Annotated in this window: 11 protein-coding genes and 3 pseudogenes; 4 read left to right on the top strand and 10 right to left on the bottom strand. The window is 57.2% G+C overall.

Annotated elements, in window-relative coordinates; translation table 11 throughout:
• The 5 genes from KJQ96_RS36705 to KJQ96_RS36725 all read right to left on the bottom strand — a co-directional run.
• Positions 1 to 1,690 (bottom strand): formyltransferase family protein (locus tag KJQ96_RS36705; protein WP_305830994.1); only part of this gene is annotated, 1,690 nt, incomplete at its 3' end.
• Between the two features lie 245 nt (positions 1,691 to 1,935).
• The gene (locus KJQ96_RS36710) at positions 1,936 to 3,228 is read right to left on the bottom strand and encodes a PLP-dependent aminotransferase family protein (protein WP_213290971.1); all 1,293 of its coding nucleotides are present in this window, start codon (positions 3,226 to 3,228) and stop codon (positions 1,936 to 1,938) included.
• Positions 3,229 to 3,317: 89 nt separating this feature from the next.
• A complete protein-coding gene (locus KJQ96_RS36715) occupies positions 3,318 to 3,866 on the bottom strand; it encodes a VOC family protein (protein ID WP_057846699.1) in 549 nt (182 codons plus the stop codon).
• A 257-nt stretch (positions 3,867 to 4,123) separates the two neighbouring features.
• Positions 4,124 to 4,474 (bottom strand): hypothetical protein, encoded by a 351-nt coding sequence (locus KJQ96_RS36720; protein ID WP_213290972.1) that lies wholly within the window; start codon positions 4,472 to 4,474, stop codon positions 4,124 to 4,126.
• Positions 4,475 to 4,623: 149 nt separating this feature from the next.
• Entirely contained in the window at positions 4,624 to 4,977 is a 354-nt protein-coding gene (locus KJQ96_RS36725; RefSeq protein ID WP_213290973.1) for an AAA family ATPase, read from the bottom strand.
• A 608-nt stretch (positions 4,978 to 5,585) separates the two neighbouring features.
• Here KJQ96_RS36725 and KJQ96_RS36730 point away from each other — a divergent pair.
• The 3 pseudogenes from KJQ96_RS36730 to KJQ96_RS36740 all read left to right on the top strand — a co-directional run.
• Positions 5,586 to 6,461, top strand: a pseudogene (locus KJQ96_RS36730) (IS5 family transposase); the annotation flags it as partial.
• An 8-nt stretch (positions 6,462 to 6,469) separates the two neighbouring features.
• Positions 6,470 to 7,568: pseudogene (locus KJQ96_RS36735) on the top strand (IS110 family transposase).
• A 292-nt stretch (positions 7,569 to 7,860) separates the two neighbouring features.
• Positions 7,861 to 8,340, top strand: a pseudogene (locus tag KJQ96_RS36740) (IS5/IS1182 family transposase); the annotation flags it as partial.
• A gap of 236 nt (positions 8,341 to 8,576) precedes the next feature.
• On the opposite strand, the gene KJQ96_RS36745 reads toward KJQ96_RS36740, so the two are convergent.
• Genes KJQ96_RS36745 through KJQ96_RS36755 form a run of 3 tightly spaced genes read right to left on the bottom strand, consistent with a single transcriptional unit; the run spans position 8,577 to position 10,846 of the window.
• On the bottom strand, positions 8,577 to 9,947 hold the full coding sequence (locus KJQ96_RS36745) for a ThiF family adenylyltransferase (protein ID WP_108521636.1): 1,371 nt from the start codon (positions 9,945 to 9,947) through the stop codon (positions 8,577 to 8,579).
• On the bottom strand, positions 9,947 to 10,333 hold the full coding sequence (locus KJQ96_RS36750; RefSeq protein ID WP_108521638.1) for a hypothetical protein: 387 nt from the start codon (positions 10,331 to 10,333) through the stop codon (positions 9,947 to 9,949). The genes KJQ96_RS36745 and KJQ96_RS36750 overlap by 1 nt, the downstream gene beginning before the upstream one ends.
• Positions 10,334 to 10,345: 12 nt before the next feature.
• On the bottom strand, positions 10,346 to 10,846 hold the full coding sequence (locus KJQ96_RS36755) for a multiubiquitin domain-containing protein (RefSeq protein ID WP_202975806.1): 501 nt from the start codon (positions 10,844 to 10,846) through the stop codon (positions 10,346 to 10,348).
• 80 nt (positions 10,847 to 10,926) lie between these two features.
• Here KJQ96_RS36755 and KJQ96_RS36760 point away from each other — a divergent pair, with 80 nt between their 5' ends.
• Entirely contained in the window at positions 10,927 to 11,313 is a 387-nt protein-coding gene (locus tag KJQ96_RS36760; RefSeq protein ID WP_213290974.1) for a helix-turn-helix domain-containing protein, read from the top strand.
• Between the two features lie 12 nt (positions 11,314 to 11,325).
• Here KJQ96_RS36760 and KJQ96_RS36765 read toward each other — a convergent pair whose 3' ends face one another.
• Entirely contained in the window at positions 11,326 to 11,517 is a 192-nt protein-coding gene (locus tag KJQ96_RS36765; RefSeq protein ID WP_108521642.1) for a hypothetical protein, read from the bottom strand.
• A 48-nt stretch (positions 11,518 to 11,565) separates the two neighbouring features.
• Positions 11,566 to 13,143 carry a hypothetical protein gene (locus KJQ96_RS36770; RefSeq protein WP_145963724.1) on the bottom strand — a complete coding sequence of 526 codons (1,578 nt, stop codon included), beginning with the start codon at positions 13,141 to 13,143 and terminating at the stop codon, positions 11,566 to 11,568.
• Positions 13,144 to 13,380 lie beyond the last annotated feature (237 nt).

The following is a 13,380-nucleotide window of genomic DNA, read 5'->3' on the forward strand; positions in this document are numbered from 1 at the left end:
GGATGCACTGCTCCGCCGGATAGGGGGCCGCCGTCCGGTTCAACTCCTCCAGGAGATACGTACGCTCAGCGGACGACAGCAGCTCAATCCGCGCGACCGCTTGCCGCGCATCGGCCATCACAGCACACAACAAATTTTGCAAATGCTGCGTCATGCGGTCGATCTGCTTGGGCGCCAAGCGACTAGCATCAAAGTGCCATCGGAAGCTCCCATCCAGAGCGCAAACCTCAAACGTTAGCAAATCGCCGGATAGGGTTGTCTCAGAACGCGGGCTCGAAGCCAGATCACCAGCGGCAGAAGAGCTATTTGTCGTAACCGTAACGCCAATCGGCCAGGGTCGCCGCGATCGTAGCGCCTCCCTACCCCGCAAGCTCGGAGCGCGCGCGATCACATCCCGCGCAAAGCTATCGTGCTCGCTCAGTTCGGCGCATTCGGCGGCGACCACCCTGCGCACCTCTGCAAAATCATGACCAAGATCAATGGTAATTTCCATCGGCACGACAGAAGCGACAATCACCTCCGCCGCCTTCAACCGGGCCCGCGATCCATTCTGTGCGGGCGTCCATCCCAATTGGAGCTGTGATTCGCCAGTGACGCGAGCGAGATAGGTCAGCCAAGCAGTTATTAGGTGTTCCGTGCGATCAAATGGCGACAGCCTAGCCAAAGCACTTGGAATGAGCCACGAACTCGACTGCCATATGGGTGGAGTCGCAGCTTCTGAAGCCGACAGAAACGGAAGCTGCAATATTTTGAACTGCTCAAGCCGCTGCCGCCAAAAACTCTCCCGAGGCGCCAGCATTTCATGGGCAACAGTTATGTCCCGAGCCTCGTCATCGCTTAAAATCGGGAGGCGATGCCCTAGATCCAGATCGGACTGCCTCGCGAGTGCCCACGCATCCAGAGCCTCACCATCCGGGCTGTCAAACCAAACATCAACATCCTCTGTTCCCGTCGCCACACGCCAGTGGCTGGGGTGGATTTCAACCAGGGAACCCGGCGAAAAGCCCGAGCGGCCAGACGACACCTCCAAGCACCTGACTGCGACTACGTCATCGCCCACAAGAGCCTTGGACAGACATAAAGGATTGGAATGATGCGGCCCAAAGTCTAAGGCGCGCGTCATCGCTGAGAGATCTTGCGCGGATCTATCCCATCGCAGACAGCCCGCAGCATCTGGGCGTCGGCGCCTCGGAAAATAGCTTCTGTCCGCTAGCGCCTGCGGACGGGCGGCAAGCCTTTCGTTCGTTAACCCAGTTAAAAGCTCGCGGAATCCCTCGACTGCGGCTTCATAACATTTGAGGTTCAGGCTTAACGCGGTGTCGGTAGGTCCAATCAGGACTTGGCGTTGAACCACCAGGTCACCCGTATGAACACCATCATCTATGCGATGCCACGTGATGGCATATTCGGACTCTTGGGCCAGCAGCGCCCAAGACGTCGCATGAGTTCCCGCATACCGTGGTAAGGGACCGTCGTGGTAATTGAAAGCACCTCGACGCACTCGCCCAAACACATCCGCCGGCAATATGAACGGATTGGCAACAGAAAATATCCACTCCACCGGTTCGGTACTGAGCAATGTGGCAAGCTCTTCAACGCTCGCTAGGCACAAGACATTGGCGCGAGCGGCCCAATCGCGGAAGATGGCGTCGGCACACAGGGCCGCGCCGATGACGTAGCCCATCTCCATTGCTAACTCTGCACACCTAATAGCTAGCGTACCACCACCAACAAAGACGGTAGAACCAATTGGTGAGGCTGCAGGTCGTTGCCCACCCCAATCGCCGAGTTCGCAACTCGATGAGGCCAACACACATATGTCGTGATGTTCGTACCCCACGTCCATGACAAAACCTCCACGTGTGTGACGCGCCGAGCGTGTGGCCACCGAGAGACGCGCGCCGGCGTGCACCGGAGGAGACCGATGGGCCATCTTCACGCTCCAGCCAAGCCGTCGCGTAGCCTAGGCAATTCCCGCCCGACGCGCCGCGCCACATAATGACCTAAACCTCTCACAGCAGTTGAGATTTGCTCGGGAGTAACCGAGCTGAACGCCAATCGGATCCGGCAGTCTTGAGAGTTATCCAGTGCGAAGAAGCTCATCGGCATAACAATGACATTGTAATGCGTTGCGCACTCGTCCGCGGTGTTCGCGTCAAATCTGAAAGGAAGATCGAGAGTCAGAAAGAAGCCGCCGGCAGGACGATTCCATCGAACCTGGTCCGACAAAGGCGAAAACACATCGTCCAGCTGACACAACATAAGGTCGCGATTTGCACGATACCAATCCAGCGCCGGCCGGATCCAGCCACGTAAGCTTGTCCGCTGTTCGATCAAGAGCCCCGCCACAATCGCTTGGCTAATTTGGCTCGTATTCACGGTACCGAAACTCTTGCGCTGAACCAGATCTTCCCAAAGTGTCCGGCAAGCACCTGCGTCTCCAAAGATGGTATCGGGCAGTATTGCTGCTCCGACGCGAAGAGCTGGGCTTAGCGTCTTGGAGAATGTTGACAGGTAGATAACACTTCCGACCTCATCCAAAACGGCCATCGGAGGCACCGCATCTCCTTCATACCGAAATGGCCCATATGGATTGTCCTCCAAAACGACGATCCGATGTTTGGCGCACACTTCGAGGATCTCCCGTCGTGCGACCACATCGAGGACGCGTCCTGTCGGATTATCAAAATCGGGAATAAGATATGTTGCCCGAGCTCTTCGACCATTTCGGCCCAATTGCACAACGGCGGACTCGATCGCGTCTGCAACGCAAGACGCTGAGTTGGACAACGCTGCAATAGGCACCCTCGCAGCATTAGCTGCACCAATTGCTCCAATATAGGTGGGATTGCAGACCAGGAGCACATCCGAAGATTCGGGACACAGCGCCGGCAGGCAGAGAGCGAGCGCTTCCTGGCATCCTGAGGTGATCAGGACGCGATCCGCCTTAGCGGGGAGCCCCTCATCGGATCGCACCTGTTGCGCAACAAGCTCGTTGATGATTCCCGCTGTTCGACCATACTGCAACAACTGAGACCATACTTGGCCACGATCGCCAGCCCAATACCTTTGATACACACCGAATGCATTCAACAGCGCATGGGGGTTGAGTCTATCGAAAAACCGGTCACTCGGCCTACCAGACGCAAGCGAGACAGCTGAGGGAAACCGACTCGAGACCTCGTTCAGGAAATTCATTGCCGAACTTTGCAACCGGAAATCCATCATGGAGCCTTGGAGGAGGACGGAGCTATGGAGATCACGCCTACGTCGGAACACGAGCACGACTGGAGGTCTAAGGGCATACGCCTCTTCGCTCAATACTTGCCGGACTGTTCAAGCTGGTCAAAAAGCTGCTGGACGTTCGATTCGAGGAAACCACTCTCTCCATCTCGGTGAATGATTTCGAAGCTAAGCCCCGTCTCAATGGAGCGGCTCGAGAAGGCCTGTGTCAGTCCAGGGCCACGTATCACATTCGTGTCGAATCCCAGACCACGAGACTTTAGGGTCTCTACAGCAGCATCCACGTCGTCGACCTCAAGAGCGATATGAGCAACTCCAACGCCGTGACGCCGCACGAGCTCTGAGACCTGAGAAGCCGGCTCAGTACCCTGACACAAAACAAACCTGATGCCCCTGCTCTCGAACTCAGCAGATAGCATGCCCGTCGCTCGACCCTTGATGTGAAAACGGCGCTTCAACTCAAAACCTAGCACGTCCCGAAAGAATTGAATTGAGGCCTCAAGATCGAGCACAGCAATCGCAATATGATCGATCCCGCGAAATTGCGACACCGGACTCGCGGTTGTCCGGATGTCATCGGAAGTCGCACCCACTCCGAGCTTGCTATCGATCGTTTTCTGCATAGCACCCACTTTCGATCACACAATCCGACAATCAGGCCAAAGCGACCTCATCGCGCGAGCGACAGGCAACCCTGCTACCAGCAGATCAGCCCTGTACTAGCGTCAAGGTTCTTCAGAATCCTCTGCTCGAGGTCCGCCAACTCAGCCTTACGCCTGGCCACATCCGATTGAGCGCGGAAGAGCTTGGCTTTGAGCTCTTCTCGTTGCCTCATTGCTTCTCGAAGTTCCCAACCGTCCTGCATCGGCTAATTACCTATCTACGAGCGAACGCCGCCTGTCAGCTCCGAAAACATTGCCTGCGCTTCCGCTGCTGCTGGTGTCAGATCGCCGCGCTTCAGCTGGAGGCGGACGTCCGCCAGACCAATCTGTTGGAACGGCTCGCGGCACATCACCTCGAACAAGGTGCGCAGCATCTCTTGACTGGCGTCGTTCCGTCCAGTTCCGGGTGCAGAGCAATCCTGTCCTCGCCGGGAGACCGAAGCGCCATCAGGAGATGAGAGGCCCCGCGACGGCCACGCACGTGATGGGCGCAGCAGCATCAGCATCAGCATCAGCATCAGCATCAGCATCAGCATGGCACTGATTTGGATCAATCGAGCAAGTTTCATCTGAACTCTCTTAGACAAGGGCTGCGATCGTGGTCGTAACGGATCACCCCCGCATCTCAAGCAACCGACGTGCCAATGACGTTCTGCGAGCGTTTCCTGAAGAAACAACGCGCCTCTCGCTGCGCTGGCGGAATGCTGCCGTCTTACTGTCAGGCTTGGGACATCGACGTCTTGAACCAGACACAGCTCAACACAACAACACGGACGGTCAATGGCGACGATCGCCAAAAGAGCAATTGCCCGAGATCACCCTTGCTGGTCAGAATGCTCTCGCCGCCATTTTTGAGGGTCTCATCATCGAGCGAGAACATCGTGCGATAGGCATCACGCTCGATGCTGGCTCTCTCGCAAGGGGGCGGGGAGAATATCCTCTCGGTGAAGCAAGAGATCGGTTTGCTCGACCGAGGCAAACCGGGGCAGCCTGAATTCATGGAAAAAGACAGCCGAAACAAAACCGGTATCAGTCGTGGCGTCACCGACTGCCGAAATGGGTAGCTGGCCACCACCTCACTGCCGAACTCAGGGAGGAGCACGTCGATTATAAGCGATGCGTGTCATGCCGCAGTCGTGAGACCAAGCTCCGGAAAACCCGCTTGGTGCCGCTGCAACGACACGGCAGTAGCGGGCTTGAGGCGCTATCTGGCGCGTCGCCGGCCCCGTTCCGAGGCTGATCCGGTGTTCGTTGACGCGCGTGGTTTGCCGCTGCGCTACATTGCGGTCAAAGAGACCTAGCCAATTCCCGCACAGCGGGAGCAGTTGGCAGCGTCATCGCAGACGCTGCCGAATCCGTGCGGCCAAACAGCGCGCCGGAAACTATTCGATGCAGCGGGCCATCGATCGCTACAGCCGGTAAAATGCTCTCTGTCTCAAGTTGCCGCCATTGCGCAACCAAAACGTCGCCGCGTCAGCTCCGCAGTCTGCCGATAGCAACCCGCGATCTCAAACTATCCCCATAGCCGCGCCACCGTGCATCTTCTCCCGCGCCTTCGCTCAATCCGGCTTCAATGAGGTCGCGTTATAAGCGCTTGCCGCGCCCTCGCGTGAGCGCGATCTCACAGAACCCTCCAGATTCCCTCGAATCTCCAGCCGTGATTCTCTACCCTCCAACGTGATTGGCGGAGGGTTCGATGCGGCACGGGAGCGGCGGGAAAGCGGCGAGCAGGATCTGTTTCGCTCGCGGCTCGACCAAGTCATCAACATGGATCACACGCTGGTGAAGCTGGCGCGGACGATCGACTGGGGGTGTCTGGAAGAGAAGTTCGGTGCGGTGTATGCCGACGGCTCCGGGCGGCCACCGCTGCGGACGCGGCTGATGGCGGGGCTCGCGATTCTCAAGCATACCTACAATCTCAGCGATGAAGTGGTGTGTGAGCAGTGGATCGAGAACCCGTATTACCAGTACTTCTGCGGCGAGGAGTTTTTCCAGCACCGGCTGCCGCTCGATCGCTCCTCGATGACGAACTGCCGCAACCGCATGGGAGAGGAGCGGCTGCAAGCGCTGTTGCAGGAGAGCCTGGCGGTGGCGACGCGAACCGGCGCGATGAAGCCTTCGGAGCTCTCGCGCGTCATTGTCGACACCACGGTACAGCCGAAGCACATTACCTTCCCGACCGACGCCAAGCTGATGAACCGGGCCCGTGAGAAGCTGGTGCAGCTGGCCAAAAAGCTGGGCGTGGAGCTACGGCAGTCCTATACGCGGGTCGGCAAGTTCGCCCTGATCCAGCATCAGCGATACGCCCATGCTAAGCAGTTCAAGCGCGCCAACCGGGCTTTGCGCACGCTCAAGACCTATCTCGGCCGTGTCATCCGCGACATTGCCCGCAAGATCGACGGCGACCATGGGCTCGAGGGCAGCTTCGCTCACCTGCTCAGCCTTAGCCGGCAGGTGCGCCAGCAGGAGCGCGGGCAGCGCGGCGCCAAGGTCTACAGCCTGCATGCCCCCGAAGTGGAATGCATCGGCAAGGGCAAGGCCCACAAGCCTTACGAGTTAATGGCATGGACCACGCCCGCTCTCAGAGGCAACGTGCTACCCCGCGGGGCAGCAGCAGGAGCGCAAGCCATATCGAATACAAACTGATCACAATCGGTATCGATCTCGGGAAGAACACATTCCATGTCGTTGGTCTCGATGCCACCGGCGCAATCACGTTACGCAAGAAGCGATCTAGAAATCAGCTTGACCAGTCGCTGAGCAATGTTCCGCGTTGCCTAATCGGAATGGAGGCGTGTGCAGGAGCACATCATCAAGCTCGAGAAATTAGGCCATCAAGTACGGCTCTTGCCGGCACAGTACGTCAAACCATACCTCAAGGGTCACAAGAATGACTTTCGGGATGCTGAAGCGATCGCCGAGGCTGCTCAGCGGCCGACAATGCGGTTCGTCCCAGTGAAGTCGGCCGAACAACTTGATTTACAGGCACTCCACAGAGTTCGCAGTCGATTGGTGACACAGAGAACAGCGGTCATCAATCAAATTCGGGGCTTTTTGCTTGAGCGAGGCCTACCAGTGCGGCAAGGAGCGGCAGCACTCCGATTGGCACTCCCCCAAATCCTCTCGATACCTTCGGAAAGCCTGTCACCTCAGGTGGTTCGGCTCATCCAGGACTTGGCCGAGGACTGGCGCTATCTCGACCGTCGCGTCGCGTTAGTCACCAAGGAGATCAATGAGATCGCGGAGCAAGATGAGCATTGTCGCCGCCTGATGAGTGCGCCGGGCGTCGGGCCAATCATCTCAAGCGCGATGATCGCCGCGATCGGAACTGGTGATGCGTTCCAGAAGGGCCGCGACTTTGCGGCATGGCTTGGCCTCGTACCAAAACAAATCTCGACCGGTGATCGAACCATTCTCGGTCGCATATCAAGACGCGGCAACCGTTATCTACGAACACTGTTCATTCAGGGAGCCCGAGCCGTATTACTGAGGCGCCAAACCTGGGCCAGGCACGGCTTCGGAGCCTGGCTGGAGGCAGCATCGAAGCGGCTCCACTCGAATGTACTGGTTGTTGCCCTGGCCGCAAAACTCGCGCGGATGGCCTGGAGCATGCTCGCAAAAGGCCGTGACTACGAAGCGAGTTTCCTGGGGCACGCTGCATAGCACGCCCGACCCGGGAAGGAAGGAAGATCCAAGATCCGATCGGAATAGCACACTATCCCGCCGAGGTTTGCGAGACGGAAAGAACGAATGGAGAAACGGTTCCACCGACACTTCTGAAGCCTGGTTCGACTCCATGGCCCTCCTTGAGGCCGGCGAGTTATTGAGGACAGAAGTGGCGCGGATATCCATAATGGCTCGGGGCGACAGCCTCAAATCGAAGCCGGATAGATTGGCGCAAACCGCTTCATCCCTTTGTCGATCCCTCTTGCAACGCGGGCGTGGTCCATAGATCGGTGTCAAGGTCTCCGTTGCAACGACGTTATCGCACGCCAAGGGCGGTCAGTTCGTGACCCATGTGAAGGCGCTGCCGGGCAATCCCTATGACGGCCACACGCTGGCTGAGGTGATCCCCGGGATCGAGAAACTCATCGGCACCACGATCGATCGGCTCCACGCCGATGCCGGCTATCGCGGCCACAATGCGCCGGCCGACTACACGTTCAAAATCTACACCTCAAAACAAAAACGCCGCGTGACCCCGGCAATCAAACGAGAGATGCGCCGCCGCTCTGCCGTCGAGCCCGTCATCGGCCATCTCAAGGACGAGCACCGAATGGGCCGCAACTATCTCGCCCACCGCAACGGCGACCTCAACAACGCCATTCTCGCCGCCGCCGGCTACAACTTCCGCCGCCTCATCAAGTGGCTGAGGATCTTGTTGTACCTCATCCTGATGGCGCTCTTCCCGAAGTCAAAACTATCGCCGGCCTGAAAACGTATTGTTCACAGAAGACTTTCGAGGCTCTGCACCCCGAAAGCTTGCAATCTGAAAATACCTTCGCCAGAAAACTCGAACCCCCGATCAAGCCCTTACAGGTTCTTCACGGGCGACTGCCTCAAGCGCGGGATGCACAGAATCGTTGATGATCACCACGTCACTCAAGCATGCGAGCCCGACCGCGCGTTACAATTCGGGAGAACGTCAATTGGCTGTTAACGGGGCTCGTGCTAGCCTTCTGTACATGGCAAATCAACGCCATCACCTCGAGCGAACCGCATCCCGCCTTTCGAACATTCCGGACAATCCGCATCTTTACGCGGTTCGACCAACTGCAGCCTCCCGGTCAGGGCATTGATGTGCTGGTAGTGCAAGGGACGATCAGCGCGCAGACTCAGATAATCCATTAGAAAATCATTCACGGCGTGCCCCGCGGAGACCGCATTAAGACTGATAACGCTGGGGTTCGGCTCATCAACGCCATAAGCCTGCGCCTTTCGTTCCGCATCTGTCTTGGCCTCTTTGGCCAAGAGATTAGGATCAATCAGCTGATTGCACCAAAGGCAACCCGCACCTGGACGAAGAGGGCGAATGGCACTGAACGCATCGATCACCCGCCCCTGCTCATCGGCGCGGATTTTCGAGCCCAGCTGAACGGCTGGAATAAGATATTGATGAACCAGTGCGTTCACTACTAGGCGCGCCCGCATTGAGTCCGCCGCAAGAAAGATGTAATCGCAACCTTTGAGCCGATCCGCCACTGAAGCTTTAGCCACGTCCGCGTTGAAGTACTCGATGTGCGCGGATGGGTTGGCCTGCTGGATGAGGCGCTGTGCCAACTGAACTTTGGGCGTCCGATTTGCAGCATCGGACTGCGATGCTCCGATAAGTCGTGCAAGGTTGGATGCTTCAACCGCATCGTCATCAACAAGCGTGAAGTGGCCGACGCCCAAGCGGGCCAGATACTCCACAACAAGGCTACCGATCCCGCCTAGCCCGATCACCGCAACGTGAGCGCGCGATAAGGTCTGCTGGCCCGCTCGACCAAACATACGAATTTGGCGGTCATATTGGTCGTCCACCGAGCTCAAATTTCTCGATAGATGGGGTGCGAGACGATCAATCTTCATGCCAATTACGCTCGCCTGATCGAGTTCGCAACGGCTGCCATTGGGCATCCAGAGATCTGCCTGCACGGCCCGCCGCCCCAACACCAGAGCGCCAACCGGCATGCCTTTGGCGATTTGCAATAGAGCCGGATAGCCGCGCTCATGTGATCGGATATCGATATCGCTGAATCCGACTTGCCGATCGCTGCCGTGATTATGAACGGCCAGATAGACTAAACGCTCGTCACGGGCGCGGGTAATCAGCCGATGAATGAATTGTGGCGTTAAGGCTCGGTGACCGATTTTGCCCGCGACATAGTCGATTCCGTCCTTAGCCAGATGCACTTCCCGAACGGTGAGGAGTGGAATCGTGTCTAGTTCGGACAGACCCGCGAGTAAGATGGCTCCGTGCTCATCACCATCCTCGTGATAGAGATGATGCCAAAGTAACTCGTAGTCCGGACGGGTGATGTGGAGCCTGCATTTGGACATCACGACGATCTTTCTAAGAAATCCAGAACCTTGAGAACCTTGGCACAAGCTTTTTGCTTGCCGTTCTGGGCCGTGCTGTTGCGGCGGGAGATCTGCAGAGCCGACCTTCCTTCGAACGCATGTCCCGCGGTGACCGGAGACGCAAAGCCCTGACCGTCAGCGCGCCGGACCTCTCCACCGATGAAAATGGGATAGATGTCGGCATAAGGATATTGCGCGGGGACGTGAAAGCCCACCCACGTCTTGCTAGGGACAAACCGGTCGCTAAGGGCGACCGGTTCGACCACAAGATAGACGCCGCCCTGCCCATCGTCCCGCATGTTGAGGGAGGCAGAGGGAAACTGCTTCTTCAGATCTTCGATGGCGGCAGAAACTTCCACTTTCATGGCAATTTCTGCCTAGGAGTTGTCGTCCGGCGCAATCGCCGTGAACCGAAGATGCTCCCGCAGATGGACGACATCATTGTCGCCCACGATACGGCTGGTGCCATTAGGCAGTTCCTCCTGCAGCACAAAGTTGGGCTGGATCGCCACACCTTGAGTAATGGCGGCCGCCTTGATCTCTGCGCCGGTGGCGGAGTGGCCTTTGAGGTTCACCGGCTGTTCGTTGACGGTGATGACGACGATGTGTTCAGGCTTGCGGGCCACAAACACCATTTGATCGTGGAGTTCTATCTGCTCATGGTCTTCAACGCGGCGATGGGTACCATCGTGTAGGACTAGTTCCAGCAGATAGTCCTTGCCGATCTCAACGCCCTGCTCGATCGCAGCGATCTTGATCTGCTCGCCAGTTTCACGCGGGCCCAGCAGCTTTACCGGGCGCTCGTTCACTTTCACCGTGACCAAGTGGTTGTGTCGGAGGCGTTCCGTCTCAAGGATATCCGTGCGTTCGGTAGCCATACGCTTTCTCCTTGCGATTTCGAAGTCGAATTGCTATTAAGCAATAGATAGCGGAACCTAAATAGAAAGTCAATTGCTAAATGGCAATTCCTGAGAGCGCAAGAAATGCTAATGATACCAAGGGCTTTGACGGAGATGCCTTCTACCGAGCGCTGGAGACGACGGTTCAAGCCCGCGACGTCAATTGGAAAGAGGTGTCAGAAGCAACGGGCGTTAGCGCTTCGACCCTGACGCGCATGGCGCAGGGCCGGCGTCCTGACGCGGCCAGTTTGGCCGCGCTTTCTGCCTGGGCTGGACTTAATCCGTCCGATTTTGTCAACGCGCCCTATCGCGCCAGCCAACCAGAGCCCATGATGCAAATTTCTAGCCTTTTGCGGGCGGATCCGGCCCTGGACACCGAGGCCGCAGAAGCAGTGGAAGCAATCGTACGCGCGGCTTACGAGCGCCTGAAGAAGCCCCTCAAGTAGCCGGTTACGCCCTTAGCATTTTAGCTGCCATTGACGGCTTTCAGCCGCTTGCAAACGCCTTTCCTCCACGACTTTGACGATGTCGGGGATCACGTGCTCGTCCATCTCTTTGAGGAACTCTTGCACCAACTTGGCATCGACAGGCGCAAGCCCCTGAAGCATCTCAGGTCTTTCATTTGTCTTGTCGTGCGCACCGTCAGTCATCGTGATCTCCCTGAGGTCCAGAATAGGCTTCGCCGCCCGTCGATAACGCTATTTCGTCTGAGTTGGTCGCAAGTTGCGGTCCATCCGCGAGAACCCTGCATGACCGATATTGGCAAGTTTCAGGCCACCCATGCCGGAAGCGATTTGGCCAACCTGCTTACGATCGAAAATCAAGGCATCGGTGCGGCTGTGGAACAACCAGAGCGGCATCTGCTCGCGTAAGCTGGCCGTGGCGTCGATCACCGCCCGCGCCTCAACCCTTCCATTAGCCCACTGTTCCTCCGTCGAAAACTCCACCACCCAGATAAACTGGGCGTACGGCAGCGTCATGATGTACTGCAAAAGTTTTGGATCAAATTCCGATGCATGCTCTCGCGCGAAATGGCGATAAGACGAGCCGGTGGTGATGAAGTAGCGGACGATGGTGTCGTCCTTGGGCGGGAGACCGATGGCGCGACCAAGCGTGAACAAGGCAGGAGCCAACCGATCAACGGCATCAGCCGGATAATAGACCTTCTCAGGAAGCGCCACGATAAAGGCGTCAGCCGCCTCCGCCGCGTAGGGGGTCCCGCTCGACTTCGGAATGGAGACGTACGGAAGATGGTTGTCGTCGACAACAGCAAGCGTTTCGACTTCATCCCAAGCATACCGGAGACCGGAGTGACCTTTCACCGGTTGACGCCATTCATAGCCCACGAGCGCAACCGCATGGCGACGCGAATGCATCGCGGCGAACAGAGGGAAGCCCGATTCTACATAGGCAATCAGTTGCCGATAGAACGGATGGTCCTTAGTACCTGTCGTGGCATTGCGCGCGATGTGGATAGGGAACGTGCCCGCTTCTTGAAACACGCGTTCGGCATGAGCGATCTGCAATCCTTTAGACGGCACTAAACCGCCCGGATTGAACTCGTGCGCCATCATTGTGATTTCATGGACCAAATATTCTCTATGAACGTTGTAGCGCTCGCTGTAGTGACGCAAGATGGACCAGCAAGCAGCATGCGCGCACACAGAAATGTCGACATGCTGATCCATCGACGGAAAGCCACGTATTACAAGCTTGTAGCCGAGCAGATGCACCTTATGATCGGCAGTGATGATGAAACGACCCGCGCCTTTGCGGATGTCCGGAGAGAGCACGGTCCTGCCGATGGTAGCAATGCCAGTCGGCCGCAATACCATGTAGCCGAAGTAATGATCGTTCAGTTCGCGATCGGGACAAACTAGCGCAGCATTGGCGTCATCGAACTTCACGGTCTGGTCAAAAAAGTGCAGCCGCACACAGTCGCTGCGATAATACTGCCCCTTCTTCGAATAGAAGCTATAGTAAGTGCTGCGGTAATCCTTATCGATGTAATTGTATTCGATGAGGACGCCCTTCACTGCATCCGAGATCCCTTGGCTCAGAAGCTTTGCGACCAGAGCCGGGTTGTACTCGGAGGTGATGTGCATGGACAGCTGCGCGAGTTCGGCGCTCGTCGCCAAAGAAATCCACTTGTACATTAGAGGCGGGCGTGATTGGAAGCGACGCGCATATGCATCGTAAGAAGCGCCATTAGAAATCCCTTGATCAAAAACACGACGATTCCCTCCCACCGTCGGCCGGACAGAGGTGTAAGCCACCAGCTGACCTTCGTCAAATTTGAGGCCGACAGGTGCCGCTAAAACTAAGACGTTGAGCCAGTATGATTAATCGCGCTGCGCCGCAGCAACCGGACAAAGACGCGAAATCCCTTACTTTCGGGGCTGCCTCTTAATCTCAGCACAACATTTGGCACTAAACCAGCAACGGCCGTCACGCTTAACTAGTTTCTGTCGCGAAACACCTGCATTTGTGTTGAGGGCGCCATTTCCTCGATA

It is taken from the genome of Bradyrhizobium sp. sGM-13 (assembly GCF_018398875.1).
Taxonomy (GTDB): Bacteria; Pseudomonadota; Alphaproteobacteria; order Rhizobiales; family Xanthobacteraceae; genus Bradyrhizobium.

What these genes read in the sequence shown, in the direction of transcription:
- KJQ96_RS36710 (WP_213290971.1), bottom strand. Translation starts at nt 3,228, where the DNA reads ATGATGGATTTCCGGTTGCAAAGTTCGGCAATGAATTTCCTGAACGAG.
- KJQ96_RS36715 (WP_057846699.1), bottom strand. Translation starts at nt 3,866, where the DNA reads ATGCAGAAAACGATCGATAGCAAGCTCGGAGTGGGTGCGACTTCCGAT.
- KJQ96_RS36720 (WP_213290972.1), bottom strand. Translation starts at nt 4,474, where the DNA reads ATGAAACTTGCTCGATTGATCCAAATCAGTGCCATGCTGATGCTGATG.
- KJQ96_RS36745 (WP_108521636.1), bottom strand. Translation starts at nt 9,947, where the DNA reads ATGTCCAAATGCAGGCTCCACATCACCCGTCCGGACTACGAGTTACTT.
- KJQ96_RS36750 (WP_108521638.1), bottom strand. Translation starts at nt 10,333, where the DNA reads ATGAAAGTGGAAGTTTCTGCCGCCATCGAAGATCTGAAGAAGCAGTTT.
- KJQ96_RS36755 (WP_202975806.1), bottom strand. Translation starts at nt 10,846, where the DNA reads ATGGCTACCGAACGCACGGATATCCTTGAGACGGAACGCCTCCGACAC.
- KJQ96_RS36760 (WP_213290974.1), top strand. Translation starts at nt 10,927, where the DNA reads ATGGCAATTCCTGAGAGCGCAAGAAATGCTAATGATACCAAGGGCTTT.
- KJQ96_RS36765 (WP_108521642.1), bottom strand. Translation starts at nt 11,517, where the DNA reads ATGACTGACGGTGCGCACGACAAGACAAATGAAAGACCTGAGATGCTT.